Source organism: Ruegeria sp. CI1, from assembly GCF_056536925.1.
Genome location: NZ_JBQFQP010000006.1, coordinates 239,291 through 265,103 on the forward strand (window position 1 = coordinate 239,291; position 25,813 = coordinate 265,103).

Consider the following 25,813-nt stretch of genomic DNA (forward strand, 5'->3'; position numbering starts at 1 on the left):
ATTATTTTTCGGTCAGTTTCAGCTCGATCCGGCGGTTCTTGGCCCGTGCTTCCGGGCTGTCCGCCGTATCCACGGGCTGGAACTCTCCGAACCCGTTGGCCGACAGCCTCTGGGGTGGAAGTCCCAGCGCCTCAACCATGAACCGCACCACCGACAGCGCCCGCGCCTGACTGAGTTCCCAGTTGTCCCGATACTGCCCGGTGCCCGACAGCGGCAGGTTATCGGTGTGGCCATCCACCCGGATCACCCAGTTCAGCTCGTCGGGAATATCCTGCGCCACGCTGCGTAGAATATTGGCAACTTTCGAGACCTCGACCTGACCATCGATCGACAGGTCTGCCGAGGCCGGATCGAACAAAACCTCGGACGAGAACACAAATCGGTCACCCTCGATGCGCACGCCTTCCTGATCGCCCAGAACCTCGCGCAACCGGCCAAAGAATTCCGAACGGTACCGCTCCAGATCTTCGGCCTGTGCCACCAACCCCTGGTTCTGCGCCTCCAGCCGCTTGCGCTCGGCTTCTTCCAGCAGGCGGCGTTTGCGTTCTTCCGAGGCGGCACGCGCCAATGCCGCGTTCAGGTCCTGCCCCAGCGTCTGCAACTGCACCTCGGCCGCCGCGTTGCGGTCTTCGTAATCGTCCAGCAAGGCCTGCAACGACCCCAGCTGGTTGCGCAACGCCGACACCTGCTGGTTCAGCAGCGCGGTCTGCCGCTGCGCCTCGGCCGACGCGGCCTGTTCCGCGGCAAGTGCCTGATGCGCCTGCGCCAGCATCGCGGCCCGTTCATTGGCCAGATTGCCCTGGACGCGGGCCGTGTCTTCGGCTTCGCTTTGCGCATTGAGCGCGGCATTCAGCCGGGCCTGCACCTCTTCGGCTGTCAGCGACTCGCCCAGTTCAAGTTCCAGTTTCTTTTTTGCGGCCTCGGCAGCAGCCAGCAGGGTCAGGGTATCCTCTGCCTCCTGCCGCTGTTTTTCCAGTGCCAGCGTCATCGCCGTCAGTTCGGCATCGGCATTCTGCAGCCGTTCGCGCAACACCGCCGCCGCCGCAGCCTCGGACAGCTTGTCGGCCTCTTCCTGGCTCAACTGCTGTTGCAAGGCCGCGATCTGTTCGGCGTTTTCCTCGCCCGATTGCTCAAGATCGGCAATCAGCGCCTCAAGCGCCTCGCGTCTTGCGGCCGCCAGCCGGGCCGCCTCGACCTGGGCGTCAACCTCTTCCCGGCTGCGGGCCAGCGCCAGGTTCAGCGCCTCCTGCTCGGACAGCAGATCTGCCCGCTCCGTTTCCAGCGCCCGGATGTCACCCAACGCCCGTTCCTGATCGGCCAGCAACGCCGCTACCTGCGCCTCGAACGCGGTGATCCGGGTCTGCGCCTGATCCAGCGCCGCCGTCTGCCTGTCGCGCTCGGCGGTCAGCGTGCCAATCAGCGCCTGCGCCTGTGACAGATCATCTTCGGTTTCGGTCAATGTGGCGTTCAGCGCCCCAAGCCGCGCCTGCAAACGGCTGGTCTGCCGCTCTTCCAGCCCCAATGCCTCGGCCAGCGCCGCCACCTCGTTCGACAGCGCGCTCAGCTCGTCCTCCTGACCCGAGATCGTTTCGCGCAGCACGAATTGCACGACCATGAAGATGGTCAGCACGAATGTCAGCACCATCAAAAGCCCGGTCATCGCATCCACGAAGCCGGGCCAGACCGACCCCTGGAACCGATGTCCGGTGCGGCGCGACAGGGCCATGGCTTAGTCTCCGTCCGGCGTGGCGGTATGCGCCCTGAGCGATCCCCGCGAAATCGACAGCGCCTTGACCACCAGTTCGATATCCTTGCGCAGTTCCAACAGGCTCTCCTGCCGTCCGGCCGAAATCTCTTCGAGAATGCGCAGCAGCTGCACATCCATCGACCGCAGCCGCATCCGGCTCTCGGCATCCAGCCCTTCGCCATCGGCCTTTTCGCGCAGGTGATCCAGCAGCGCCTCCTGACCCAGCGCCACCCGATCCAGCGCCGAGGTCACGCCCTCGGTCTCGGCCTGCCGCTGGTTCATCTCTCCGATCACGTCGACCAGACGCCCCAGCTTGTCGGACACCACCGAATGGCCCTCTTCGTTGGCCTGGAACATGTCCTGCAACGTGTCCATCTGCTGCGACATCGCATCCAGGATCGGCGCCAGCAATGCCAGCTCCGCGCCACCCTCGTCGCCCGAGGCAAACCCAACACGGGTGATCGAGGACAGCCATTCCTCCAGCTCGCGATAGAACCGGTTCTGCCCATGCCCTGCAAATAGCTCCAGAAGTCCCACGATCAACGACCCGGCCAGACCCAGCAGCGACGATCCAAAGGCCACGCCCATGCCGCCCAGCTGCGCCTCAAGCCCGGTCATCAGGCGGTTGAAAACGGTCAGGCCCTCCTCTCCCTCCTGCGGATTGAGGCTGCGGATCGTATCCACCACCGCCGGAACCGTCGTGGCAAGACCAAAGAACGTCCCCAACAGGCCCAGATAGATCAGCAGATTGGTGATATAGCGCGTGATCTCGCGCTCTTCCTCGATCCTCTCGGCCACCGAATCAAGGATCGACCGGGTCGAGGTCGAACTGATCTGGGACCGCGCCCCGCGCGAACGCAGCAGCGACGCCAGCGGAGCCAGCATTTGCGGCGGCGTGCTGCCATCGGTCTCGACGCCGCCCACGAAACCTTCGATCCAGCGCACCGATCCCATCAGCTGGACCACCTGATAGAAACAGGCCAGCACGCCGATGACAAAGACCAACAGGATAAAGCCGTTGAGATAGGGATTGGCCTCGAAAACCGGCATGACCCTTGGCAAGGCCACAAATACCCCAAACCCTGAAAGCCCGATCACGATCAGCATCATGAGGATCTGTCGGAACGGTTGCGAGAATTGAGGTCTCGCTTCGCGGTGTGCCTGCGCCATGCGCCTTGTTCCCGGTTTCTTCTGCTCTTGGCCGAACCTAGCGAATATCCGCCGGTGAAGCCAAGGATTTATGCCATCAGATCGCGAACGCGCTCTGAAAGCCACTCCAGATCCGGATCGCGCAATCCGATCTCGATCAGATGCTCGGTGGTATTGAACAGATACTCGGTGTTCGGCCCCCGCCCACCGACGGCGCGCGCGATGATCTGCGCCTGTTCTTCCAGCGGCATGCCGCCACAATATTGCACGTGATGCGGGTCGATCACATAGGTCACCGCGTTCACCACCTCGCCGCATTCCAGATGCACGTCCAGCATCCGTTCCAGATAGGCAGACGAGATCAGCTCGCGCTCGCGCAACTCGTCCAGGGTGCGCTCCTCGTGACCGGGCTCGACCGCCAGCGCCAGCCCCTTGCAATGGGCCTCACCGACCTCGTCCAGCGCCAGCACCAGACCGGGGTTTTCCTCGGTGCCGCGATGGTGGATCGAAGACATGCAGAACGACCGGGCATAGCCATGCAGCGTCGCAAGCTCGCTGCGCGCCACCGGGAATCCGGGGTTCCACAACAGTGATCCGTATCCGAACACCCACATCGTCATCGCACTGGTCCTCGCCTGTTTGCGCCTATAAACATCAAAATCAGGGCAGGAAAAAGGGCCATTTCATGAACCGGCTGGTTCGCTACTTCATTCTCGCGGCACTGCTTTGGTCAGGCTACTGGTTCATTGCCGGCTACGGCCTGCGCTCGGCCATCTCGGGCTGGTTCGACCAGCGCCAGCAACTGGGATGGCAGGCGGAGTTTTCCGATATCACCACAACCGGCTATCCCGCGCGCCACGTCACGCGCCTGAATAACCCCGCCCTGGCTGATCCGGCCACCGGCACCGCGTGGCGCGCCGACTGGATCGACATCGCCAGCCCTGCTGTCTGGCCCGGCCGCCAAACCCTGCACTTCGCCAACACGCCACAGCGGTTTTCCTATCTCGACCAGACCGCGATCGTCGCGGCGCAACAGTTGCAGGCCGGGCTGCACCTCCAACCCGGCGTCGCACTGGTTCTGGAACGGCTTGCACTGACCTCTGGCCCCTGGTCGATCTCGCAAGAGGGTACGGCGCTGGCAGGCGCCGATCTGACCCTTGTGATGGAACAGACCGACCAGCCTGAAACCTATGCCCTTGCCGCGTCCGCCGACGGCTTTTCACCGGGGCAAGGGTTGCGTTCGCTACTACGCTCGTCCCGCTCGCTGCCGCAGTCCTTCGAAACGCTTGAACTCGACATGCTCACCCGGTTCGACAAACCCTGGGACCGCACCGCATTGGAAGAACGCCGCCCGCAACCGGTCTTTATCGATCTCGCGCTGGCCGAGCTGAAATGGGGCGCGCTGCGCCTTTTCGCGACTGGAGAGCTGGATATCGACGCCCGGGGCATTCCAACCGGCCAGATCGCGATCAAGGCCGAGAACTGGCAGGACATGGTGGCGATGGCCAACGCCTCGGGCGCGCTGCCCGATCAGGCGGTTGATCCGGTAAACCGCGTGCTTGGTCTGCTGGCGGGGCTCAGCGGCAATCCGAATGCGCTGGACGTGGAATTGGGCTTCCGCGACGGCTTTGTCACTCTGGGCCCGGTGCCACTTGGCCCGGCGCCGCGCATTTTCCTGCGCTGAGCGCTTCAGCGACAGTATGGCCCGCTGCGATGGCGCGCTGTGTCCAGATGGAAATGGTCGCGGTGATAGCCGTCGGAACCCGGTCCCAGCACCGTTCCGAACGGCCCGCAGGCATCTTTCCGAATTCTGCGCAACAGCGTCAGCGACTGTCCCCGCTTCCACCCTTCCAGCACGGTCAGCACTTCGCCATCCATCATCTTGAAGGCCGAAATGTCGATGGCCCGTCCCCTGCCGTGTTCCGATATCTTTGCGCCCTTGCGATTGTTCCGGGTCCGGCACGCGTAGTGCGCCGCAACCTTCAGTTCGACCACCGGCCCGCGGCGGCGAAAGGTTGGCTTGACGGAACGTTCCACCCAGGTGTTCAACGCCTCGGCGGTGCCGCAATCCATGATCGCGGGCTGGCTCAGCACCACGCCGGAAACCGATTTGACCTTGACGGCATCCTTGATCCCGCAGCCATTGACCTTGTTGGGTACGTTGCCGATTTTTTCACCCTGAATATCGATGTTCCCGCAGACCGACCCCTTGCGCAGGCGGCGCTTCTTGAAAAATGCCTGCTGCTCGACGGCCTCGGGCCGTTTGTAGGGAAACGGCGATACATCCGGCCCAAGTTTCGGCAGATCAGCAGGCCGCGCGGCCGCCGCCATGACTTGCGGGGAAACCGGGCGCAACACCGGGCGCAAATCGGCCAAATCCACCACGGTCGCGATGGTATCCTGCGCCGCGGCGCTTGCGGCCTCGACCAAGGCGACCTCGGATGCGGTTCGGGATTTGGGGGTCAGTGAACTTTCGGGCGGATTGGCAATCGATACTGTTGCGGCAAGCACAATTGCTCCAAAAACCAGAACTCCGCCCAATCGCCTCATGACTTGGCCTTTCCTCGCCCGAAATCGGGGGCATCCGTATCCTGCCCCGCGTCGATGATTCCTCGTCGTATTGCTCTTGTGTGGGTGAAATAATCGAAAAGATGCTCGCCGTCACCTGTTCTGATCGCCCGCTGAAGCGCAAAGAGTTCCTCGGTGAACCGTCCGAGGATTTCCAGCGTCGCGTCCTTGTTGGTCAGAAACACGTCGCGCCACATGGTCGGATCGGATGCCGCGATCCGGGTGAAATCGCGAAATCCGGCCGCCGAATATTTGATCACCTCGCTATCGGTCACCCGGCGCAGGTCATCCGCAACGCCAACCATCGTATAGGCGATCAGGTGCGGCGCGTGGCTGGTTACCGCCAGCACCAGGTCGTGGTGATCGGCATCCATCTCGTCCACGTTCGACCCCATGCCCTCCCACAGCGCGCGCAGCTTTGCGACCGCCTCCGGCTCCGTTCCCTCGACCGGAACCAGCAGGCACCAGCGGTTGTCGAACAGCTCGGCAAAGCCCGATTCCGGTCCCGAATGCTCGGTCCCGGCCAGCGGGTGGGCTGGTACAAAATGCACACCAGGGGGGATGAAAGGCTGTACAGATTGTACAACATGGCGCTTGACCGAGCCGACATCCGTCACCGTCGCGCCCGGCTTGAGCACCGGCGCGATCTCTTCGGCAACCGGCCCCATCGCACCCACCGGCACGCAAAGTACAACCAGATCAGCCCCCTCGACCGCCTCGCGCGCACTGTCGCAAACCCGGTCACACAAGCCGATCCGCCGTGCGGTGTCACGGGTTTCCGCAGAGCGGGCATAGCCCGTCACCTCACCCGCAAGCCCCGCACGCTTCATCGCCCAGAACATCGACGACGCGATAAGCCCAAGGCCGATCAGCGCCACGCGGTCATAAACCGGGCTCATGCCGCACCCCCTTTGAACGCAGCGACAGCCGCGGCAACGCGACGGCAAGCCGCCTCATCCCCTACGGTGATCCGCAGCGCCTCGGGCAGGTGATAGCCCGCCACCCGGCGCACGATAAGGCCTTGATTTTGCAGGTAGACGTCGCAGGCCTCGGCCTCGGTCCGGCTGCCAAAGCGGGCAAGGATGAAATTCGTGCAGGACGGGTCGGACGGCACCCCGACACCGGCCAATTCATCAGCCAGCCAGGCACGCCATTTGGCGTTCTCTGCCTGACAGAACGCGACATAGGCCCGATCCCGCACCGCAGCCTCCGCCGCCTCAAGAGCCGTCGAAGACAGGTTGAAAGGCTGGCGGACACGGTTGAGCACGTCGATAACTTCGCGCGGGGCATACCCCCAGCCGACCCGCATGCCACCAAGCCCGTAAATCTTTGAAAACGTTCGTGTCATGACGACGTTGCTACGCGCATCGACCACCGAGGTACCGCCATCGAACCCGTCCACGAACTCGGTATAGGCACCATCCAGCACAAGGATCACATGATCCGGCAGGCCATCGGCCAGCCGCGCGACCTCGGCCTCGGGGATCATGGTCGAGGTGGGGTTGCCGGGATTGGTCAGGAACACCACCCGAGTTTTTTCGGAGCAGGCCGCAAGAATCGCATCGACATCCACCCTGCGCTCGCGCTCGGGAACCTGCACAGGAACCGCCCCGGCCATCCGCGCCAGAATGGGATACATGGAAAACCCGTGTTCGGTGTGAATGACCTCGTCACCCACCCCGGCATAGGCCTGTACCACGAACTGCAGCACCTCGTCGGAACCGACACCGCAGATTATCCGGTCCGGGTCCAGCCCGTGCACTTCGCCAACGGCCGCACGCAGACCGGCGTGATCGGTGCTGGGATAGCGATGCAGAGACGCCGCGCTGGCTCGCACCGCTTCGATCGCCAAAGGGCTGGGACCAAACGGGTTTTCGTTCGAGCTGAGCTTGATGACGTCGGTCACGCCGTCGACATGGGATTTGCCGCCCTGGTAAAGGGCGATGTCCATGATGCCGGGTTGTGGTGTGATCTTGTTCATGCAGGGCGCTCCTTGACTGCGCCCCTCATAGCGATGTCACGACCCTGAGAAAAGCCGCAAAACCCTCATGCGGCCTTGAAGCGCGCCGTCGCCGGATCGGCGTTGTAGTACGGAACGTAATCCTCGGTCCGGCGCGACAGCTCGTTGACACTGTCGATGATGAACTGAACCGTCTCCTCGCGCATCAGGTAGGAGAAATTCAGACGGACCCAACCGGGTTTCTTCAACTCTTCACCTGCGGCAAGCGCGGCATGCAGGGCCTCGGAGGCGTCCTTGCCGATCCCCAGAAGGCGATGCGCGTATGGCCCGGCGCAGGCGCAACCGCCACGCGCCTGAATGCCATAGATGTCGCTGAGCATGCGGGTGAACAGCTGCTGATGTACCGGATTGCCTTCCCGATCCCGCACGAGAAAGGAAAAGATCGGCAGCCGGTGCGATTTGTCTACGCCCAGCAGAGTCAGGTGCGGATTGTCCCGCCATCCCTCCAGCGCCATGCGGTTGAACTGCGCCTCGCGCCGGGCAATCTCCGCAGTACCCACGGCATCCTTGACGATGAAAGCAAGAGCTGCGCGAATATCGCCGATCACGTTGGGTGTTCCGGCCTCTTCCCTCGCGGCCAGATCGGTGCTGTAGTCATGGCGCCACGGCGAGACGAAAGACACCGTGCCGCCGCCAGGCCAGCTTGGGCAGGCGCGTTTCACTGCTCCTTTGTTGACGACAAGAACACCGGACGCACCCGGCCCGCCAGGGAACTTGTGCAGCGAGACGACGATGGCGTCCTTGCGGGCATCCTTCGGACCCATATCCATCGGCAGATAGGGGCCGCCGCCGGCGTAATCCCAGATGGCCAGCGCGCCGTGCCGTTTCAGCAGGCGCGTCACCGGATCCGGGTCGGTGATGATCCCCGTCACGTTCGATGCCGCCGAAAATGACCCAACGATCAGGTCGGAATATGCGTGCTCTGCCAGCGCCACTTCCAGCGCCGCCAGATCCGGCCCACCTTCGGGTGCTTCCGGGATTTCGACGACCTTGGCCTTGCTTTCGCGCCACGGAAGTATGTTTGAATGATGCTCATACGGCCCGATGATGACAACCGGCTGGTCAGCCTCCCCTAGTCCGAATAAGCTGACCAGCCGATTGAGCCCCGCGGTGGCGCCCGACCCGGTAAAGATCACCGCGTCCTCTCCCCTTGCGCCAACAACGCGGGCAATCTCGGCGCGCGCGTCGCGGCGCAACCGAGTGATGTAGGACCCGCAAAAGGAGGCTTCGGTATGGCTGTTGGCATAGAATGGCAGAACGTGACCGGCCACAAAGTCTTCGACCTGACGCAGGGCCCGCCCCGAAGCGACGTAATCCGCATAAACCAGCGGGACATCGCCTTGAAGGCCCGGGATCAGGATGCTCTCGCCGATCAGTCCCTCCCGCAGGGTTTCATCCCGAACGGCGGCTTCGATGGTTGCACGAAACATTGAAAGGGTCATTGTTGAAGCTCCTTTAGGCCCTTCCAATGTGATCCAATAGTTGTATGGAAACTTCACCTATTTCTCTTCGTTTAAGTAATTTTTTGTGTCATATGAACGATTATGTCAGGCAAAATAGATCATATTGACCGCCGCCTTCTTATCGAGCTGCAAAAGGATGCATCGCTCTCGCAAAGGGATCTGGCGGATCGCGTGGGGTTGTCACAAAACGCCTGCTGGCGACGGTTGAAGATGCTGAACGAAAGCGGCGTCCTGAAAGGGTCGACGGCCCGGCTGGCGCGGGAGAGGCTGGGGCTGAACCTTGTCGTCTTTGTCATGCTGCGCACACGGCACCATTCGGCCGAGTGGCTGCAAGCGTTTCGCAGCCATGTCCTGACCATACCCGAGGTCGTGGATTTTCATCGTATCGGTGGCGACTATGACTATCAGCTCAAGGTGGTGACGCAGGATATGACATCCTATGACAAGGTCTATCAGCGACTGATCGAGAAGGTCGAGCTGGATAGTGTCACGTCATATTTTGCGATGGAAGCGATCGCCGAAGGACGGCCCTTGCCCTTGTGACCTGCAGTGCATCTTCTGTTTTCTGAAACAGAAAAAGGCCGCGCATCTCGCGCGGCCTATCTGACTTGGAATGTCCGGCGAAGATCAGTTCTTCGCGTAGAATTCGACGACCAGGTTCGGTTCCATGATGACTGCGTACGGCACATCGCCCAGGCTCGGGGTGCGCACGAATGTGGCGGTCATTTTCGAATGGTCGGCGTCGATGTAATCCGGCACGTCGCGCTCGGCCAGCGAGGCGGCTTCCAGAACAACAGCGAGTTGCTTGGATTTGTCGCGGACCTCGATCACGTCGCCTTCCTTGACGCGGTAGGACGGGATGTTGACGCGCTGGCCGTTCACCTTGACGTGGCCGTGGTTCACGAACTGACGCGCAGCAAACACGGTCGGCACGAACTTGGCGCGATAGACGACGGCGTCCAGGCGGCGCTCCAGCAGGCCGATCAGGTTTTCACCGGTGTCGCCTTTAACACGCTCAGCTTCGGCATAAATGCGGCGGAACTGCTTTTCGGTCAGGTCGCCGTAATAGCCTTTCAGCTTCTGCTTGGCGCGCAGCTGCAGACCGAAGTCCGACAGCTTGCCCTTGCGGCGCTGGCCGTGCTGGCCGGGGCCGTATTCACGACGGTTGACCGGGGATTTCGGACGACCCCAGATGTTTTCGCCCATCCGGCGGTCGATTTTGTACTTGGCAGACGTGCGTTTGGTCACGGCTGATCTCCTTCAGTTTTGGTCACGGCCTTTTGGGCCAGTATGAAGGGCGTTGTCCTCTTGGGTTTCCCCATGACAGGCATCCCCTTACGGGGGCCACCAACACCAACGAAGCCGCGCTTATATCCGCCTTTGGGGCGGAGTCAACACAACAACGACGAATTTCGGCAATGTACGGAACTGGGTCGGCTTACGCCTGGGCCGCCAATCGATTCGGCATCCAGACGACTTCGCCGCTGTCGGGCGCCTGCTCGTCACCGCAGGCAAATCCGGCGTCGGCGTTTGCGGCCTGGATGTCGTCGACGACAATCGGCTGGTCCGGCAAGGCCGAAACGGTTTCCTGTTCAACCCAAAGCTCGGTTTCACGTGGCGGCAGCACGCCCTCGAACACCACGAATAAATGTTCGTACATGTCGAAGCGGATCACCTTTGCCGAATAGGTTTGCGCACCATTGGTCACCGTGAACCGGGCGCAGAACGGACCCTCGCCCTGAACTGCCTGAAGCACATCTGCGCTCAGCGAAGGACGAAGCGATGACACATTGTGGATTCCGGCGGCGCTTGGGTTCTGCCCCGACCATCCTGACGCGGGATTGGTTTCCAGGCCATCAACTCGGCTGGCCTGCCCACGCCACGACCACGCCGAACCACGCCCCATCGCTGAAATCGGTGGCGTTTCCAGCCCGTCCAATTCCGTTTGCGACCAGGAAATGACAAATGCCCCCTGCTCTCGCCTGCTCATCCGCCCGTATACCCGTTATTCATTTTTGCACTTGTTATTGCGCGAAAGGTTAACAGGTGAAATCCGTCAAGAAAAGGTATTTCATGGAGTTTTCACCACTATACCTCGTATAGGTCGCGCTTTGGTCACTTGAATCGTTAAACACCCATTGCTACCAAAGCATCAATGACACCGGATCCGTCCACGCCTCGTATCGTTGCCTGTACCTGCCTGCGGGATGACGGATCTTATATCCTTGAATGGATCGCCCATCATCTGGCCTGCGGTTTCGACCATTTTGTGGTTTTCACCCATGACTGTTCGGACAGCAGCCCGGCGCTTCTGGACGCGCTGTCAGCGGCAGGTGTTGTGACACATGTCTCGTTTCAACACACGCAAAAGGTCACCGCGCAATGGCAGGCGCTGAAACTGGCGGCAAAACACCCCGCCATTCTTGCCGCTGACTGGGTCTTGTTTTTCGACTGCGACGAATTCCTTTGGCTGCCCGAGGACTGCGCAAGCATTGGCCAACTTGTCGCGATGTTCGAGGATCGCTCCGGCCCGTTCGACGCCCTGGCAATCCCGTGGCGTTTTTTTGGGTCGGACAGCGTCGCCAGCCGGAATGATGGTATAACACCGTCCCGGTTTTTGTCCGCCGCCCCACCAGACCTGCATTTCCCGCTGGGGCATTTGTTCAAATCCCTGATCCGACCCGGGCGTTTCAGCAAGCTGGGTGTGCACCGACCAAAGTTTGTGGTCTCGTCAAACACACCCAAATGGCTGGGGCCGGACGGTTTGCCATTGCCAGACACGTTTGCCCGGCAGAACGCCCGCATCAGCTTTTACGGGATGAACAGAGGCGTGGAACAGGTCGGACTGAACCACTACTCGCTTCGGTCGCTCGACGAGTTTCTTGTCAAGCGGCAGCGCGGTTTGCCCAACCACATGACCAAGCAGATCGGGCTGGATTATTGGGTCGAGCGGAACTGGAACACGGTGCCTGAACCGCGCATTCTGCCGATGCTTGCGACTACACGGGCCAGATTGGCCGAATTGCTTGCGCTTCCGGGTGCTCAGGACCTCCATGAGCAATGCCTGTCCGAATATGCATCCCGGCTGGCCGTGATAAACACGGATATCGACGCGCTGCGTTTGGCTTGGCAAATCGGACTTTTGACCGAGAACGCCCCGCCAACAGCCCAAGCTGCTGCCCGGTATATCCGCAGCCAGACCAAGGCCAGATCCAGCTGACACCTGTGCGCATCGCGCGGATTCTGCAATACTGGGCCTCGGGTGCACCCAAAAATCGGGTCGCACCCCCTGTCACGGACATGTAAGTGAGGCACGACATGACGAAACTGGTCGTTTTTCTGATCCTTGCCCTGAGCGCGACCGGCGCGCAGGCCCAGATCGCCCCGTCTGCCGCCGAAATCGCGGGTTATGAAGGGTTGCACCGGGCGGCCCATAACGGGGATGTCGCCGAAATCGCGCGCCTTGCTGCGGCAGGCGCCGATCTGAATGCCCGGGACCGGCGGGGGCGAACACCTGCCCACGTAGCTGCTTACGCATCACAGGACGAGGCCCTGCGCGAACTGGTCCGGGCCGGAGCCGACATGAATGCGCTGGAAGGACAGGCCTATGACGTTGTGACGATCGTGGCGGTGGCGGATGATCCCGACCTGATGTCTCTGGCCATCGAGCTGGGCAACGATCCGGGCCTGACCACCAGCCCCTATGACGGCACCGCCCTAATCGCCGCGGCGCATCTGGGCCATGTCGAAGTCGTTCGTCGCCTGATCGATGCCGGCGCGCCGCTGGATCATGTCAACAATCTCAACTGGACCGCGTTGATCGAAGCCGTTGTTCTGGGTGATGGCGGGCCAGACCATCAGGACGTGCTGCGCCTGCTGCTTGAGGCGGGAGCGGATCGTACCATCCCCGATCGAAACGGCGCCACACCGCTGGATCTGGCGCGGGCGCACGGGTATTCCGAGATGATCGCGCTTCTCGAAGCGCCCGAATAACCTTATGCGGGCGGGAACAGCACCAGCGTCTGCAAGGCCGTCGCCACCGGGCCTTGGGTGTCGTAAAGCACCGCCTGCGCCATGCCGACACCGTTGTCGTGCCAGTGCGACACCGTTTCCGAGGCAAGCCAGTCCGAGACCGGCTCGCGGTGGATGTGCACGCTGAGGTCGGTGTTCATGAAACCCAATTCCGTTGGTGGGCAATTCCAGGATATCCCGTTGCCGCAATCGGCCAACGGGCAAAGCGATTGAACCGGTGACTGCTCTTCGTCTTCAAGAAGTGACGGTGCGCGCATCCAGATCGTCTTGGGGCCGGGATCGTGGGACTGCCCCTTTGGGAGCCGGACATCGACGAATTGTGCAAAGAACGGCAGGTCGTGGCGCGCAATCCGGATCGGGAAATGGCCTGGTATCGCATCTGTGAAATCCGGTGCCGGAACGCTTGCAGTGGGAACTGGCCCCATAGCCTTGCGCACCAGATGCATGGTCGTGGCGCTGACACAGAGAGTGCCGTCAAGATCCCTGACCTCGGCGCGGGTGGTCGCCAGAGTGCGAGTGTGCCGCACCGTTTCCACCGCGACCCTGAGACCTGTGAGGGGCAGCGGACGCAGTACGTCGAGCGTCAGGCGCGTCAGCATCTTATCCGGCCCCACCTCTCGCTCGGCAGTACGGGCCACCAGCCCGGTCACGGGGCCGGCATGGCAGTGGTCGGCTGACCACGGCCCGCGCGTGGGGTCGTTTGCAATGAATTCACCGTCTGGCCCCTGCCGGAAATATGACGGGTTTTTCATCGTCATCCCCTGCCTTTCAGATCTTTTCCTGCGTGTATTTCTTGAGTTCCGCCCGAGCCACCTGCCGGCGGTGCACCGCGTCCGGGCCATCGGCCAGCCGCAAGGTGCGCACATGGGTCCAAGCCATCGCCAGCGGTGTGTCCTGGCTTATTCCCTGCCCGCCGAACATCTGCACCGCCTCGTCAATGACCTTGAGCGCCACGCGCGGCGCCACCACCTTGATCTGACTGATCCACGGTGCTGCCGCCCGCGCATCGCCCTGATCCATATACCACGCAGCCTTGAGGCACAGCAGGCGCGCCATCTCGATCTCCATCCGGCACTCGGCGACGATGTCGTAGTTCGCCCCAAGCTGCGCCAGCTTCTTGCCAAACGCCTCGCGCTGCAGCGAGCGTTTGCACATGCGTTCCAGCGCGATCTCGGCCTGTCCGATGGCGCGCATGCAATGATGAATGCGACCCGGCCCAAGGCGGCCCTGCGCGATCTCGAACCCGCGCCCCTCGCCCAATAGAATGTTTTCGACAGGCACGCGTACACCGGTGAAGCTGATATGCATGTGCCCGTGCGGCGCGTCGTCGTGGCCGTAAACCTCCATCGCGCGCAATACCTCGATACCCGGTGTTTCAGCGGGGACAACGATCATCGACTGGCGTTTGTGCTTGGGCAGGTCATCGCCGCCGGTTTTGACCATCACGATATAGACCTTGCAGCGCGGATCACCCGCGCCGGATGACCACCATTTTTCGCCGTTCAGCACATAATGGTCACCATCGCGAACGCAGGACATCGAAATATTGGTAGCATCCGAACTGGCCACGTCCGGTTCGGTCATCAGATAGGCCGAGCGAATCTCGCCTTCCAACAGCGGCTTCAGCCATTCTTCCTTCATCTTGTCCGAGCCGTAGCGTTCGAACACCTCCATGTTGCCGGTGTCGGGGGCAGAGCAGTTGAAAATCTCGGCCCCCAGCGGGGTCTTGCCCATCTCTTCGGCAAAATAGGCGTATTCGACGGTGGTCAGCCCAAACCCCTTGTCGCTGTCGGTCAGCCAGAAATTCCACAACCCCGCCGCCTTGGCCCTGGCCTTCAACCCTTCGAGGATTTCCGCCTGGCGTTCAGTATATTGCCAGCGGTCGCCCTTGCCGATTTCGGCCTGGTATTCCTCTTCCAACGGCATGATCTCGTTGCGCACCATGTCCGCGACGCGCCCCAGCAGCTTACGGTTTTCCTCACGCATGGCGAATGTCATGTTCATGAAACTTTCTCCTCGAACGGCCGCACCAGGGTTTACCTTGGCTGTGAGGATGGCTTAGCTGCGCCGGGAAAGTCCAGTTGCGTGACGATACCTCACGCAACGGAACAAGAGGGAGGAGCAAGCCATGGCGCTATTGATCGAAACCGGGATATCGGGCTGGATGAGCAATGCAGAGATCGCCGAACAGGTGCGCACAGCGCTGCCCGGGGCGGATGTGCGGACGCCCGATGCCATCGGTGACCCCGGCGAAATCGCGATGGCGGCGGTGGTATCACTGAACCCGGAAGGGCCTGCGCGCCTGCCCAACCTGCAACTGGTGCAAAAACTGGGGGCCGGGGTGGAAACCATCGTGCGCCACCCGGCCCTGCCTGACCATGTGCGCGTGACGCGGCTGAAACCCGACGCCCCGGCGCGCGAGATTGCCGAGTGGTTCCTGGCCTATATCCTGCGCACCCACCGCAATATGCCTCAGCACGATGCCGATCAGCGCAAGGCCGTCTGGAATTCGGTAGAGCCGGTCTATACCCCTGAGACGGTCGTGGGCGTTCTGGGCCTTGGCCATATCGGCGGGCGCACCGCACGCATGCTGCGCGACATCGGATTTCAGGTAAAAGGTTGGAGCCGCTCGCCGAAATCCATCGACGGGGTCGATTGCCATCACGGACGGGCCACGTTGCCGGCCATGCTGGCAGAGTGTGACCATGTCTGCGCCATCCTGCCCTCGACCCCCGACACCCATGGCTTGTTCGACGCCAGCCTTCTGGCGGCAATGAAACCCGGCAGCCAGTTGTTGAACGCGGGGCGTGGCGACCTGATCGACGAAGTGGCCCTGATGCAGGCGCTGGATCAGGGACGTCCGGGTCATGCCGTTCTGGATGTGGTCAGTCAGGAACCCTTGCCCAGCGATAACCCGCTTTGGTCGCACCCGCGTGTCACCCTCACGCCGCATGTGTCGGGCTGGCATCTGGGCGATGCGCTGAAGGACGTGGCCGAAAACTATCGCCGCCTTACTACCGGCGAGCCGCTGCTGCACGAAGTGGACCGCCGGAGGGGGTACTAGCCCAGTTTCCGGCCGAAGAAATCCATCGTCCGCGCCCAGGCCAGTTCTGCCGCCGCTTCATCGTATCGCGGCGTGGTGTCATTGTGAAAACCATGGTTCACATTCGGGTAGAAATGAACCGAAAAAGCCTTCTGGTTGGCCTTGAGCGCCTCGGAATACGCAGGCCAGCCCGCGTTGATCCGGTCGTCCAATCCGGCATAGTGGATCATCAGCGGCGCTTCGATCGAAGGCACATCTTCGACCGCCGGCTGCCGCCCGTAAAACGGCACTGACGCCGCCAGATCGGGATAGGCCACGGCCAGCGCGTTACAGACGCCACCCCCGTAGCAGAATCCGACCGCGCCGACCTTGCCTGTCGATCCTTCGTTGTCGCGCAGGAATTCGAAGGCGGCAAAAAAATCAGCCATCAGCTTGCCGCCATCCAGCGTCCTTTGCATGGCACGGCCGTCGTCGTCATTGCCGGGATAGCCACCTAGCGGCGTCAGCCCGTCGGGGCCAAAGGCAAGGTATCCGGCCTTGGCGCAACGGCGCACCACATCCTCGATATAAGGATTCAAACCGCGGTTTTCGTGCACGACCAGGATGGCCGGCAACGGACCCTCTTGCCCCATGGGGCGCGCCATCAGACCCTTTATCGCGCCATGCCCTTCGGGGCTGTCATAGTCGACAACCATGGTTTCGATGGCGGGATCGTCGGGGGCGACTTGCTGTGCCAGCGCATAGTTCGGCTGTAGCTGTTCCAGCAACATCGCACCAGTGACACCCGCGGCGGCATAGCGGCCCGCCTGCGCGATGAATTCGCGCTTGGACAACTGTCCGTGCACGTAGCCGTCAAAAATTTCGAGAATACGCTGATCGAATTCGCCCGCCGATTTCCGGCGTTCCGGTCCTGGGTTTCCGTCCATCACCCACCTCCCTGCATCAGGAGTGCAATCTAGCACGAAACCGGGCCGGACCAGGTCACGAAAATGAGATGCGTTCAGTTGCGGCGGGCCCGGCCCGCCGCCCGCAGCCGTGTTTTCTTGCGTCAGCTAATGAAGTCTTTATAGCCCGCTTCGTCCATATAGTCGTCCATCGGCGACAAATCGGACGCCTTGATCTTGAAGAACCACGCACCACCCATCGCGTCCTCGTTGACCAGGCCGGGGTTGTCAGCCAGCGCTTCGTTGACCTCGACGATCTCGCCATCCAGAGGTGCCAGAATGTCGGAAGCGGCCTTGACCGATTCGATCACCACGATCTCATCGTCCTTGCCGACCTCGGTGCCGACCTCGGGCAGTTCGACAAACACAACGTCGCCCAACTGCTCGGCCGCGTGGGCGGTGATGCCCACTGTCACCAAATCGCCATCGGCGTCCAGCCATTCGTGCTCTTCAGTAAATTTCATGTCCCTTGTTCCTCTGGACTGTTTTTTCCCTGGCACCGCTCCATGCTCGAAACGCCGCCTTGACTGCATGAATAAAAGATTCGTGCCGCTCGTCAAAATCATTCGAACGTCGCATCGTCAATCTTGTGTGTCAGGGCGTCAGAACCCAGTTGCCATTGGCGTCCAGACAGCGCCGGGTGCGGATCTCGCGCGAGGCATCCGCGCCACCGGGCGTAAAGACATATTGCAGTTGGGCGCAGTTGTCGCGCATCTCGCGCACCCGCACTGTACCTTTTGCACCGGTGTCGTCATTGGCCCAGGCGGCCTCTTGCCCGGCCGAGGGCCGACCGCCGGCAAACAACGAGTTTGCCGCCGTTCCCATGATCTCGAAATCTGCCGGGCTGAGACCCAGTTCGGCGACCATTCGCGACAGGGACTTCGCCTGCGCCACCGGCGCCGTGACCGCGATCGTCATGACAACAAGGGTCGCGCAAATCCATTTTTTCATGACTGCCTCACACATGATTTCCATTTGTCCTCAAGGATATCCCGCACCCGTCGGGATGTCCAAGCCCTGCTCCAAAATCTTCAAATAATTCCGAAGAAACCTTTCCGCCTGCCAGCGCTAGGACCGCCAGCTCTTTCCCGGCATAGTGCGCCGGAAACCCAACGAGGCATTTATGGCACAAAGAACCTATTACGCGCCCACCGGCGGCCATCCTGGGCAAGACCAGCTTTTAACCGACCGCGCCATGTTCACCGAATCTTATGCGGTGATCCCCAGGGGCACGATGCGCGATATCGTCACCAGTTTTCTGCCCTTTTGGGAAGGAACGCGCCTGTGGGTCCTGTCCCGCCCTCTCAGCGGGTTTGCCGAGACGTTTTCGCAATACATCATGGAAGTGCAGCCCGGCGGCGGTAGCGACAAACCGGAAACAGATGACGGCGCCGAAGGCGTGATCTTTGTCGTCGAAGGCGCGGTGACGCTGTCAATCGGCGGACAAGACCATGTGCTGGAGGAAGGCGGTTACGCCTATATCCCGCCCGCCAGCGACTGGAGCCTGCACAACCGCGCTGGCCCGGTGGCCCGGTTCCACTGGATACGCAAGGCTTACCAGGCTGTGCCCGGCCTGCCCGCCCCCGATCCGGTCATCACAAATGAGCGCGGCATCGCCCCCAACCCGATGCCGGGCACCGAGGGGCGATGGGCCACCACCCGTTTTGTCGACCCTGCCGACCTGCGTCACGACATGCACGTCACCATCGTCACATTCGAGCCGGGCGGTGTGATCCCCTTTGCCGAAACCCATGTGATGGAGCATGGGCTTTACGTGCTCGAAGGCAAAGCCGTCTATCGCCTTAATCAGGACTGGGTCGAGGTCGAGGCGGGCGATTACATGTGGCTGCGCGCCTTTTGCCCGCAGGCCTGTTATGCGGGCGGCCCGGGCCGGTTCCGCTATCTGCTTTACAAGGACGTAAACCGTCATATGCCGTTGTCATTGGCGGGGCGCTAGAGGCAGACGGACGGTTTTGCCATGATCGGCTGGCGGTGATACCGGTTGAAAATCAGATCCTTCCAGTGTTTCCTTGCATTTGGCCGCCCGGTTTCGGATCGGGCGCCAGGGTGCAATCAGACCGATGCTGTCGAATGGCAAAGCAAGTGCTGACCAAGATCAGATCCCTGTATCAGGGAACGACGCCACAGGCGCACCGGTTCCGTTATGCGCTTTTGGCTTTCGACATCACGACGATCCTTTTTGTGATCGCAACATCATTTTTCCCGCATACTTTGGCGATCGAAATCACCGACGCGGTTTTCGGCCTGCTGATCCTGACCGATTTCGGCATCCGCGTCTGGCTGGAAGCCGACAAGGGCCGCTTTCTGCTGCGCCCGGCGACATGGGCCGACATCATCGCGGTCTTTTCCTTTCTGGCCCCCATCGCGGGCGAAGGTCTTGGGTTCCTGCGCATTCTCAGAACGCTGAGGTTGTTGCATACCTACCAGCTATTGATACGGCTGCGTCAGGATTTCAAATTCTTCCGCGAAAACGAAGACGTGGTTTTGGCCTCGATCAACCTCGGCGTCTTTCTGTTCATCATGACCGGGCTGATCTATGCCACGCAATCCGGCATCAATCCGCAGATCGGCAACTATGCCGATGCGCTCTATTTCACTGTCACCACACTCACGACGACAGGGTTTGGCGACATCACCCTGACCGGCACGTGGGGTCGGATGCTGGCGGTGGGTGTGATGATCTTTGGTGTCACGCTGTTCCTGCGCCTGCTTCAAGTGCTGTTTCGCCCAACGAAAGTTCGACAGGAATGCGGCACCTGCGGGCTTGTCCTGCACGACGCAGATGCCGTGCATTGCAAGCATTGCGGAAGGACCATACGCATTCGCACCGAGGGGGTGGCGTAACCGCAAAAGGGACGCCAATTCGTGTCAAGCCTTCACATGCAGCGCCGAATTTGCTCAAATCCGGAAGAGCGCCCGCATTTATCAGGAGTTGAATTCATGAAACCGCGCATTTCCATTGCCGTCTTAGCCGCCCTTGCCGCCCTTGCACCCCCTGCCATGGCCAAGGACGAAGCAATCACTGTCCACGTGATGAGCCGGACATGGGCCGTCACCCAGGTGTCGGACGAGCCGGTGATCTATCGCGCCACGCGCGATAACAACAACCTCAATCCGTTCGGCCCGCCACCGCGTTTGCGCACGATTCAGGCCATGGCCGCGATCAGGCAGGCCACGGGGTGCCGCGCGATCTATTCCAGCATGTACCAGAACATCTCGGGACAGTTCTTTTCCCAGGTCAGTTGTAACTGACGCAGCGGCTGCAAGGGGCCATTGAGATCGGTCAACGCTCCTGCCATAGCTTGGCGCATGAAACTTGCGATCAACGGATTCGGCCGAATCGGCCGCACGATCCTGCGGCAGCTTCTGGCGCTCCGGCAGGATTCGGGACTTGAACTGGTGCTGATCAACGATATCGCACCATTGGAAACCTGTGCCTATCTGTTCAAATACGACAGCACCTTCGGCCCCTATCCGGGCACTGTTCTGGAAGGCGACGAAGCGTTGGTCGTGGATGGCCGATCAATCCCGATGACCCACAGCAACGATCTGACCCGCGTGGATTTGACGGGTGTCGACGTTCTGCTGGATTGCACCGGCATCGCGCGCACTTCGGATGTGGCGGGGCGCGGCCTGACCGCTGGGGCAGGCAAGGTCTTGATCTCGGGCCCCTCACCCGCTGCCGAAGTGACCATCGTTCTGGGCGCCAACGAGGATCACCTGGGCAATGCACGGATCGTCTCGAACGCTTCCTGCACCACCAACGGGCTAGCGCCGCTGGCCAAGTTGATCGACGAAATCGCCGGGATTGCATCGGCGCATATGACGACAATTCATTGCTACACCAACAGCCAGCCCATGGTGGACGCACCGCGCGGCGATCTGGCCCGGTCGCGCGCCGGAGCGCTGTCAATGGTGCCTACCACGTCCAGCGCGACGCATCTTATCGACACCGTACTGCCGCATCTGGCGGGTCGCATTTCAGGCGCAGCCGTAAGGGTGCCAACTGCCAGCGTCTCGGCCGTGGATCTGGTCGTCCGACTTGAACGCGGCATGAGTGCCGACGCTTTTGAGGCGGCCCTGCGCGAGGGGGTAGAGGCCTCCCCGGTTTTGGGATGGACCGACATGCCGCTGGTCTCCTCCGACCTGCGCGCGCGCGCGGAATCGCTGGTCATTGCCGGACCAGAGACGCGGATGATCGGTGAGGATCAGGTGCGCGTGTTCGGCTGGTACGACAACGAATGGGGTTTTTCCGCCCGCATGCTCGACGTTGCCCGCCTGATGGCCGCCGGTTGATCCAGCCACGACCACAGCACGCGGTCAGGCCTGCGGGCCTGCCCGGCGCAACTCGCACCCTTCGCACCTGCTGATGCGAAGGGTAAAGGCGGGAGCCTTATTTTCCCGTCAGACTGCCCGAACCGTGTCCCGCCATACCGCCAGACACCTCTTCGGTCGCCTCCTCCGCCAGTTCCTGTGGCAGAACCAGATTCAGAACGATTGCGATCAGCGCCGCCGGCAACAGCCCGCTGGTCATCAGGATACGCACCGTATCCGGCAGATGCTGGACGGCACCCGGCTCAAGCTGCAATCCCAGCCCGATGGACAGCGAAATCGCAAAGATCACCATGTTGCGCCGGTTCCAGTTCACGTCCGACAGCATCGAGATACCGGCAGCCACAACCATGCCGAACATCACGATCACTCCGCCACCCAACACTTCGATTGGTACGGTGCGGATGATTGCGCCCACCTTGGGGACCAACCCGCACAGGATCAGGAACAACGCACCGATGGTTACCACGTGACGGCTCATCACGCCGGTCATCGCGATCAGCCCCACATTCTGGCTGAACGAGGTATTCGGAAAGGCCCCGAACAGCCCCGCAACGGCGGTACCGATCCCGTCGGCATAGGTCGCCCCGGCAATCTCCTTGTCGGTCGCCTCGCGCCCCGCGCCACCCTTGGTGATGCCCGATACATCGCCCACGGTTTCCACCGCCGAGACGAAGGCCATCAGGCAGAACCCGATGACCGCGGCGGCCGAAAACTCGAACCCGTATTTGAAGGGTACCGGCAGCGCAAAAGCCGCAGCCCGGCTCCAGCTGGTACCAATGGCTTCAAATGTGACCATTCCAACCATCAGCGCGTATACGTACCCGGCGGCCAGGCCCACAAGTACGGCCGAGACCGACAGCATGCCGCGCGTGAAAAACTTCAGCCCCAGTGTCACCACGATCACCACCAGCGCCGCCGACCAGTTCAACATCGAGCCGTATTCCGGCGTTCCGATCGCCGGAACACCCCCTGCAGCGTACTGAATACCGACCTGAACGAGCGCCAGACCGATCATGGTGACCACCAGCCCGGTCACCAGGGGCGGCAGGGCAAAGCGGATCTTGCCGATGACCGTGCCAAGGCAGGCATGAAACAGCCCGCCAATGATGACGCCGCCGAACAAGGCGGCCAGCGCGTCAACACCCTTGCCTGCAACCAGCGGAATCATGATCGGCAGGAAGGCGAAACTCGTGCCCTGCACGATAGGCAGCGCGGCACCCACTGGCCCCACCGTAATCGTCTGCAACAGGGTGGCGACTCCGGCAAACAGCATCGACATCTGGATCAGATACAGAAGCTGAGGAAAGTCCGGCGAGTTCGAACCGAACCCGAAACCGGCTGCGCCCGCAACGATGATGGCGGGCGTCACGTTTGACACAAACATCGCCAGCACATGCTGGATGCCCAGTGGAATCGCCTTATGCAAGGCGGGTGTGTAGTCCGGATCGCGAAGCTGTTCCGGCGTTCCAATCGAAGTATCGGCCATGATCTCACTGTCCTCCCTATCAGATCTCATGGGGGCCTTGCCGCTTCTGTGGCGGCTTCATATCACGGGTCGGCCACCTCGTATGGTGTGTCGAACCAGTGTTCTTCCAGATTTGCGCCGCCTCCGATCCGGTCGACAACGGCAAACAGGCCCGGCGCATGCAGCGGGGTCAGAACACCGTGCCACGTTCCGCGGTGGAAATTCACCACCTGTCCGGGCTCGGTCCGAAATGCCCGCGGTCGGCCAGGTTTGCCGCCCTCATCCTCGGCGACGACGACCAGAAAGGGCTGGTGACTCATCGGCACAAAGGCCTGACTGCCCTTCGGATGGCGTTCCACCAGATCCAGTTGGTATGGCAATTTGCGCGGGGTGGCATCGAACAGGCTGATCCCTGCCCGCCCATCCGCAAAATCCAGTTGCGCCCGGTCGTGATACCGCCCGCATTGACCTTGATTGATGATCTTGTCCGGATCGCCCGACGTGTCGATGAGATCGCCAAAAGGCGCAAATGCCCCGGCCGAGATCGGCTCGATCATGATACGCTCGCTCATGACGGCAAAAGGTCCCGCAACCGGAATTCGGCGATCCGTTCGACTTGACGGCAGGCCTCGGCAAACTCCTTCTCCCGACCCTGTTCGATCCGGCGTTGGAACGCCTCCAGTATCGACGCCTTGTCATGGTCCCGCACAGCGATGATGAAGGGGAAGCCGAACTTGCCGACATAACGCGTATTCAGATCGGAAAAAGTCTCGCGTTCCTGATCGGTCAGCGCATCCAGACCCGCCGAGGCCTGTTCCGAGGTGCTCTCCGCCGTCAACCGCTTGGCCTGCGCCAGCTTGCCGGCCAGATCCGGGTGCGCAGTCAGAACACCCATGCGCTCTTCGTCCGAGGCCGACCGGAACATGCGCGCCAACGCATTGTGCAACCCGCCCGCCGTGTCATGCGCCGGACCTAGCTCCAGCTCATAGGCGCGCTCGGCAATCCACTCCGAATGTTCGAAAACCCCGCCATAGGTCGACACGAACTCATCGCGACTCATCCGAGAGGGGTGAGGCCTTGCAACAGGCGGATGGGTCGCGGCCCAATGTTCGGCAATCTGCAGGCGCGTGGCGAACCATACATCCGGCAGCCCGCGCGCATAGTCAAGAAAACGCTTCAGCGCCATCACCCGTCCTGGCCGCCCGATCAGGCGGCAATGGAGCCCGATCGACATCATCCTGGGCGCGCCCGCGACCCCCTCGGCGTAAAGCGCGTCAAGACTGTCCTTGAGGTAGGAATAGAACTGGTCGCCCGAATTGAATCCCTGAGGGGTGGCGAACCGCATGTCATTGCAATCAAGCGTATAGGGCACGATCAACTGATCCCGCCCGTCAATATTGCGCCAATAGGGCAGATCATCGTCATAGGTGTCGGCGACATAGTCCATCCCCGCCTCCGCCGCCAGCCGCACGGTGTTCATCGAACACCGCCCCGTATACCACCCCCGCGGGCGCGAGCCGGTCACCTCTGTGTGCAGCCGGATCGCCTCGGCAATCTGGGCGCGCTCCTCGTCCTCGGCCATGTCCTTGTGCTCAACCCATTTCAATCCGTGGCTGGCAATCTCCCATCTGGCCGATTTCATCGCCGCCACCTGGTCGGGCGACCGGGCAAGTGCAGTGGCGACGCCATAAACTGTGATCGGCAGATCCTTCATCAGCCGGTGCAAGCGCCAGAACCCAGCCCGCGCGCCGTATTCGTAGATCGACTCCATGTTCCAGTGCCGCTGGCCCGGCCACTGCGCCGCACCAACGATCTCGGACAGGAACGCCTCTGACGCCGCATCACCATGTAATGTGCAGTTCTCGCCACCCTCTTCGTAATTCAGCACGATCTGCACCGCGACCTTGGCGCCGTTCGGCCATTTCGCGTCGGGCGGCGTCGCGCCATGACCTATCATGTCGCGGGGGTAACGGGGCGGGGTCATGTGTCCTAGGTCTCCGGATATCTTCAACTATTCAATCAATAGCCCAGAAATTGCATCAGGATTTTCAAATCAATCAAGACAGTGTTTCCAAAATCAGCCGTACTAGCGGCAGCACCGGTTTCCATGCAACAGTGAAACTCCAATCCAATTCCGACCGAACGGTATGCCCTAAAATGGAAAACGGAGATATTCATGGCCGGTTATCTGACTACCCATGTTCTCGACACCGCGTCGGGATTACCCGCTGCTGGAATGAAAATCGTACTCTACCGGATTGATGGTTCTGACCGCACCGAACTGGTGCAAGTGACCACCAACTCCGACGGCCGCACAGACAATCCGATCCTTCCACAGGATACGTTCCGCACCGGAACCTACGAACTTGAGTTTTTTGCCGGCGACTACCTTCGTGCCCAAGGCGGCGACCAACCCGAACCGCTGTTTCTCGACGTAATCCCGATCCGCTTTGGCATGTCGGACGCGACCGCGCATTACCACGTGCCCCTGCTTCTGTCGCCATTCAGCTATTCCACCTATCGCGGCAGCTAGGTGTTTGATGCCGAAAATTCATTAGGGTCAGGATGCATTGATTTTCAACGCGCTGCGTGATTCACGGCTGGGAAAATGGAGCAGTGACATGAGCAACCTTTACTGGCTGGCCGACGAGCAGATGGCCAAACTTACCCCTTTCTTCCCGAAGTCGCACGGCAAGCCACGGGTCGATGAAAGACGGGTGTTGAGTGGGATTATCTTCATCAATCGCAATGGGTTGCGCTGGCGAGATGCGCCGCGGGAATATGGTCCGCACAAGACGCCGTACAGCCGATGGAAGCGTTGGAGCGAGAAAGGCATCTTCGCGCAGATGATGGTCGGCCTGGCTGCCGAACACGGAGAGGAGAAGACCGTGATGATCGACGCGACCTATTTGAAGGCACACCGCACCGCAACCAGTATGGCCGCGAAAAAAGGGGGGCGTGGCCGTCTGATCGGTCGCACCAAGGGCGGGATGAACACGAAGCTGCACGCCATCTGCGACAGCCTG

28 protein-coding genes are annotated in these 25,813 nt (G+C 61.4%); 11 read left to right on the forward strand and 17 right to left on the reverse strand.

Annotated elements, in window-relative coordinates; all coding sequences use genetic code 11:
- Position 1: 1 nt before the first annotated feature.
- The 3 genes from ACR0LZ_RS09485 to ACR0LZ_RS09495 all read right to left on the reverse strand — a co-directional run bounded on the left by ACR0LZ_RS09485 (position 2) and on the right by ACR0LZ_RS09495 (position 3,516).
- The gene (locus tag ACR0LZ_RS09485; protein WP_480749552.1) at positions 2-1,726 is read right to left on the reverse strand and encodes a peptidoglycan -binding protein; all 1,725 of its coding nucleotides are present in this window, start codon (positions 1,724-1,726) and stop codon (positions 2-4) included.
- 3 nt (positions 1,727-1,729) lie between these two features.
- Positions 1,730-2,917 (reverse strand): biopolymer transporter ExbB, encoded by a 1,188-nt coding sequence (locus ACR0LZ_RS09490; protein WP_480749553.1) that lies wholly within the window; start codon positions 2,915-2,917, stop codon positions 1,730-1,732.
- Between the two features lie 68 nt (positions 2,918-2,985).
- Positions 2,986-3,516, reverse strand: coding sequence for a gamma-glutamylcyclotransferase (locus ACR0LZ_RS09495; RefSeq protein ID WP_480749554.1), 531 nt, complete (start codon positions 3,514-3,516; stop codon positions 2,986-2,988).
- Between the two features lie 65 nt (positions 3,517-3,581).
- Between ACR0LZ_RS09495 and ACR0LZ_RS09500 the strand changes: the two genes are divergently transcribed.
- Positions 3,582-4,580 (forward strand): DUF2125 domain-containing protein, encoded by a 999-nt coding sequence (locus ACR0LZ_RS09500; RefSeq protein WP_480749555.1) that lies wholly within the window; start codon positions 3,582-3,584, stop codon positions 4,578-4,580.
- A 5-nt stretch (positions 4,581-4,585) separates the two neighbouring features.
- Here the strand turns inward: ACR0LZ_RS09500 and ACR0LZ_RS09505 are convergent, their stop codons facing one another.
- The 4 genes from ACR0LZ_RS09505 to ACR0LZ_RS09520 all read right to left on the reverse strand — a co-directional run bounded on the left by ACR0LZ_RS09505 (position 4,586) and on the right by ACR0LZ_RS09520 (position 8,926).
- The gene (locus ACR0LZ_RS09505) at positions 4,586-5,446 is read right to left on the reverse strand and encodes an extensin-like domain-containing protein (RefSeq protein ID WP_480749556.1); all 861 of its coding nucleotides are present in this window, start codon (positions 5,444-5,446) and stop codon (positions 4,586-4,588) included.
- A complete protein-coding gene (locus ACR0LZ_RS09510) occupies positions 5,443-6,363 on the reverse strand; it encodes a prephenate/arogenate dehydrogenase family protein (RefSeq protein WP_480749557.1) in 921 nt (306 codons plus the stop codon). The genes ACR0LZ_RS09505 and ACR0LZ_RS09510 overlap by 4 nt, the downstream gene beginning before the upstream one ends.
- Entirely contained in the window at positions 6,360-7,445 is a 1,086-nt protein-coding gene (hisC, locus tag ACR0LZ_RS09515; protein WP_480749558.1) for a histidinol-phosphate transaminase, read from the reverse strand. The genes ACR0LZ_RS09510 and hisC overlap by 4 nt, the downstream gene beginning before the upstream one ends.
- A 65-nt stretch (positions 7,446-7,510) precedes the next feature.
- The gene (locus ACR0LZ_RS09520) at positions 7,511-8,926 is read right to left on the reverse strand and encodes an aminotransferase class V-fold PLP-dependent enzyme (RefSeq protein ID WP_480749559.1); all 1,416 of its coding nucleotides are present in this window, start codon (positions 8,924-8,926) and stop codon (positions 7,511-7,513) included.
- Positions 8,927-9,028: 102 nt separating this feature from the next.
- Here ACR0LZ_RS09520 and ACR0LZ_RS09525 point away from each other — a divergent pair, with 102 nt between their 5' ends.
- Complete coding sequence (locus tag ACR0LZ_RS09525; protein WP_480749560.1) at positions 9,029-9,490, forward strand: Lrp/AsnC family transcriptional regulator; 462 nt, start codon at positions 9,029-9,031, stop codon at positions 9,488-9,490.
- A gap of 84 nt (positions 9,491-9,574) precedes the next feature.
- On the opposite strand, the gene rpsD is transcribed toward ACR0LZ_RS09525, so the two are convergent.
- Positions 9,575-10,195, reverse strand: a complete 621-nt coding sequence (gene rpsD / locus ACR0LZ_RS09530) for a 30S ribosomal protein S4 (protein ID WP_480749561.1) — start codon at positions 10,193-10,195, stop codon at positions 9,575-9,577.
- A 190-nt stretch (positions 10,196-10,385) separates the two neighbouring features.
- Positions 10,386-10,937, reverse strand: a complete 552-nt coding sequence (locus tag ACR0LZ_RS09535) for a hypothetical protein (RefSeq protein ID WP_480749562.1) — start codon at positions 10,935-10,937, stop codon at positions 10,386-10,388.
- Positions 10,938-11,102: 165 nt separating this feature from the next.
- On the opposite strand from ACR0LZ_RS09535, the gene ACR0LZ_RS09540 reads away from it, so the two are divergent.
- Complete coding sequence (locus ACR0LZ_RS09540; protein WP_480749563.1) at positions 11,103-12,167, forward strand: glycosyltransferase family 2 protein; 1,065 nt, start codon at positions 11,103-11,105, stop codon at positions 12,165-12,167.
- Between the two features lie 98 nt (positions 12,168-12,265).
- Positions 12,266-12,940 carry an ankyrin repeat domain-containing protein gene (locus ACR0LZ_RS09545; RefSeq protein WP_480749564.1) on the forward strand — a complete coding sequence of 225 codons (675 nt, stop codon included), beginning with the start codon at positions 12,266-12,268 and terminating at the stop codon, positions 12,938-12,940.
- A 2-nt stretch (positions 12,941-12,942) separates the two neighbouring features.
- Here the strand turns inward: ACR0LZ_RS09545 and ACR0LZ_RS09550 are convergent, their stop codons facing one another.
- Positions 12,943-13,731 (reverse strand): thioesterase family protein, encoded by a 789-nt coding sequence (locus ACR0LZ_RS09550; RefSeq protein ID WP_480749565.1) that lies wholly within the window; start codon positions 13,729-13,731, stop codon positions 12,943-12,945.
- Positions 13,732-13,747: 16 nt separating this feature from the next.
- Positions 13,748-14,983 carry an acyl-CoA dehydrogenase family protein gene (locus tag ACR0LZ_RS09555; protein ID WP_480749566.1) on the reverse strand — a complete coding sequence of 412 codons (1,236 nt, stop codon included), beginning with the start codon at positions 14,981-14,983 and terminating at the stop codon, positions 13,748-13,750.
- 124 nt (positions 14,984-15,107) lie between these two features.
- Here ACR0LZ_RS09555 and ACR0LZ_RS09560 point away from each other — a divergent pair, with 124 nt between their 5' ends.
- Positions 15,108-16,043, forward strand: coding sequence for a 2-hydroxyacid dehydrogenase (locus tag ACR0LZ_RS09560; RefSeq protein ID WP_480749567.1), 936 nt, complete (start codon positions 15,108-15,110; stop codon positions 16,041-16,043).
- On the opposite strand, the gene yghX is transcribed toward ACR0LZ_RS09560, so the two are convergent.
- From yghX to ACR0LZ_RS09575, 3 genes are all read right to left on the reverse strand, one after another.
- Positions 16,040-16,948 (reverse strand): YghX family hydrolase, encoded by a 909-nt coding sequence (gene yghX / locus ACR0LZ_RS09565; RefSeq protein ID WP_480749568.1) that lies wholly within the window; start codon positions 16,946-16,948, stop codon positions 16,040-16,042. The two genes, ACR0LZ_RS09560 and yghX, sit on opposite strands and share 4 nt — an antisense overlap.
- Positions 16,949-17,070: 122 nt before the next feature.
- Positions 17,071-17,430 (reverse strand): glycine cleavage system protein GcvH, encoded by a 360-nt coding sequence (gene gcvH, locus ACR0LZ_RS09570; RefSeq protein ID WP_480749569.1) that lies wholly within the window; start codon positions 17,428-17,430, stop codon positions 17,071-17,073.
- 130 nt (positions 17,431-17,560) lie between these two features.
- A complete protein-coding gene (locus ACR0LZ_RS09575) occupies positions 17,561-17,917 on the reverse strand; it encodes a hypothetical protein (protein ID WP_480749570.1) in 357 nt (118 codons plus the stop codon).
- 172 nt (positions 17,918-18,089) lie between these two features.
- On the opposite strand from ACR0LZ_RS09575, the gene ACR0LZ_RS09580 reads away from it, so the two are divergent.
- From ACR0LZ_RS09580 to ACR0LZ_RS09595, 4 genes are all read left to right on the forward strand, one after another.
- Positions 18,090-18,923: a bifunctional allantoicase/(S)-ureidoglycine aminohydrolase gene (locus ACR0LZ_RS09580; protein ID WP_480749571.1), complete on the forward strand. Its 834-nt coding sequence runs from the start codon at positions 18,090-18,092 to the stop codon at positions 18,921-18,923.
- A gap of 134 nt (positions 18,924-19,057) precedes the next feature.
- Positions 19,058-19,831 (forward strand): ion channel, encoded by a 774-nt coding sequence (locus ACR0LZ_RS09585; RefSeq protein WP_480749572.1) that lies wholly within the window; start codon positions 19,058-19,060, stop codon positions 19,829-19,831.
- A gap of 96 nt (positions 19,832-19,927) precedes the next feature.
- Positions 19,928-20,239: a hypothetical protein gene (locus tag ACR0LZ_RS09590; protein WP_480749573.1), complete on the forward strand. Its 312-nt coding sequence runs from the start codon at positions 19,928-19,930 to the stop codon at positions 20,237-20,239.
- A 57-nt stretch (positions 20,240-20,296) separates the two neighbouring features.
- Entirely contained in the window at positions 20,297-21,283 is a 987-nt protein-coding gene (locus ACR0LZ_RS09595) for a type I glyceraldehyde-3-phosphate dehydrogenase (protein WP_480749574.1), read from the forward strand.
- 97 nt (positions 21,284-21,380) lie between these two features.
- Here ACR0LZ_RS09595 and ACR0LZ_RS09600 read toward each other — a convergent pair whose 3' ends face one another.
- The 3 genes from ACR0LZ_RS09600 to puuE form a co-directional block, all read right to left on the reverse strand.
- Positions 21,381-22,808, reverse strand: a complete 1,428-nt coding sequence (locus tag ACR0LZ_RS09600) for a uracil-xanthine permease family protein (protein ID WP_480749575.1) — start codon at positions 22,806-22,808, stop codon at positions 21,381-21,383.
- A gap of 62 nt (positions 22,809-22,870) precedes the next feature.
- Positions 22,871-23,359, reverse strand: coding sequence for an ureidoglycolate lyase (locus tag ACR0LZ_RS09605; protein WP_480749576.1), 489 nt, complete (start codon positions 23,357-23,359; stop codon positions 22,871-22,873).
- Complete coding sequence (gene puuE / locus ACR0LZ_RS09610; protein WP_480749577.1) at positions 23,356-24,771, reverse strand: allantoinase PuuE; 1,416 nt, start codon at positions 24,769-24,771, stop codon at positions 23,356-23,358. The genes ACR0LZ_RS09605 and puuE overlap by 4 nt, the downstream gene beginning before the upstream one ends.
- Before the next feature lie 192 nt (positions 24,772-24,963).
- On the opposite strand from puuE, the gene uraH reads away from it, so the two are divergent.
- Both uraH and ACR0LZ_RS09620 read left to right on the forward strand, forming a co-directional pair.
- The gene (uraH, locus tag ACR0LZ_RS09615; RefSeq protein WP_480749578.1) at positions 24,964-25,320 is read left to right on the forward strand and encodes a hydroxyisourate hydrolase; all 357 of its coding nucleotides are present in this window, start codon (positions 24,964-24,966) and stop codon (positions 25,318-25,320) included.
- Between the two features lie 88 nt (positions 25,321-25,408).
- Positions 25,409-25,813, forward strand: a 405-nt coding sequence (locus ACR0LZ_RS09620; protein ID WP_480749579.1) for an IS5 family transposase, incomplete at its 3' end; no start/stop codon positions are given.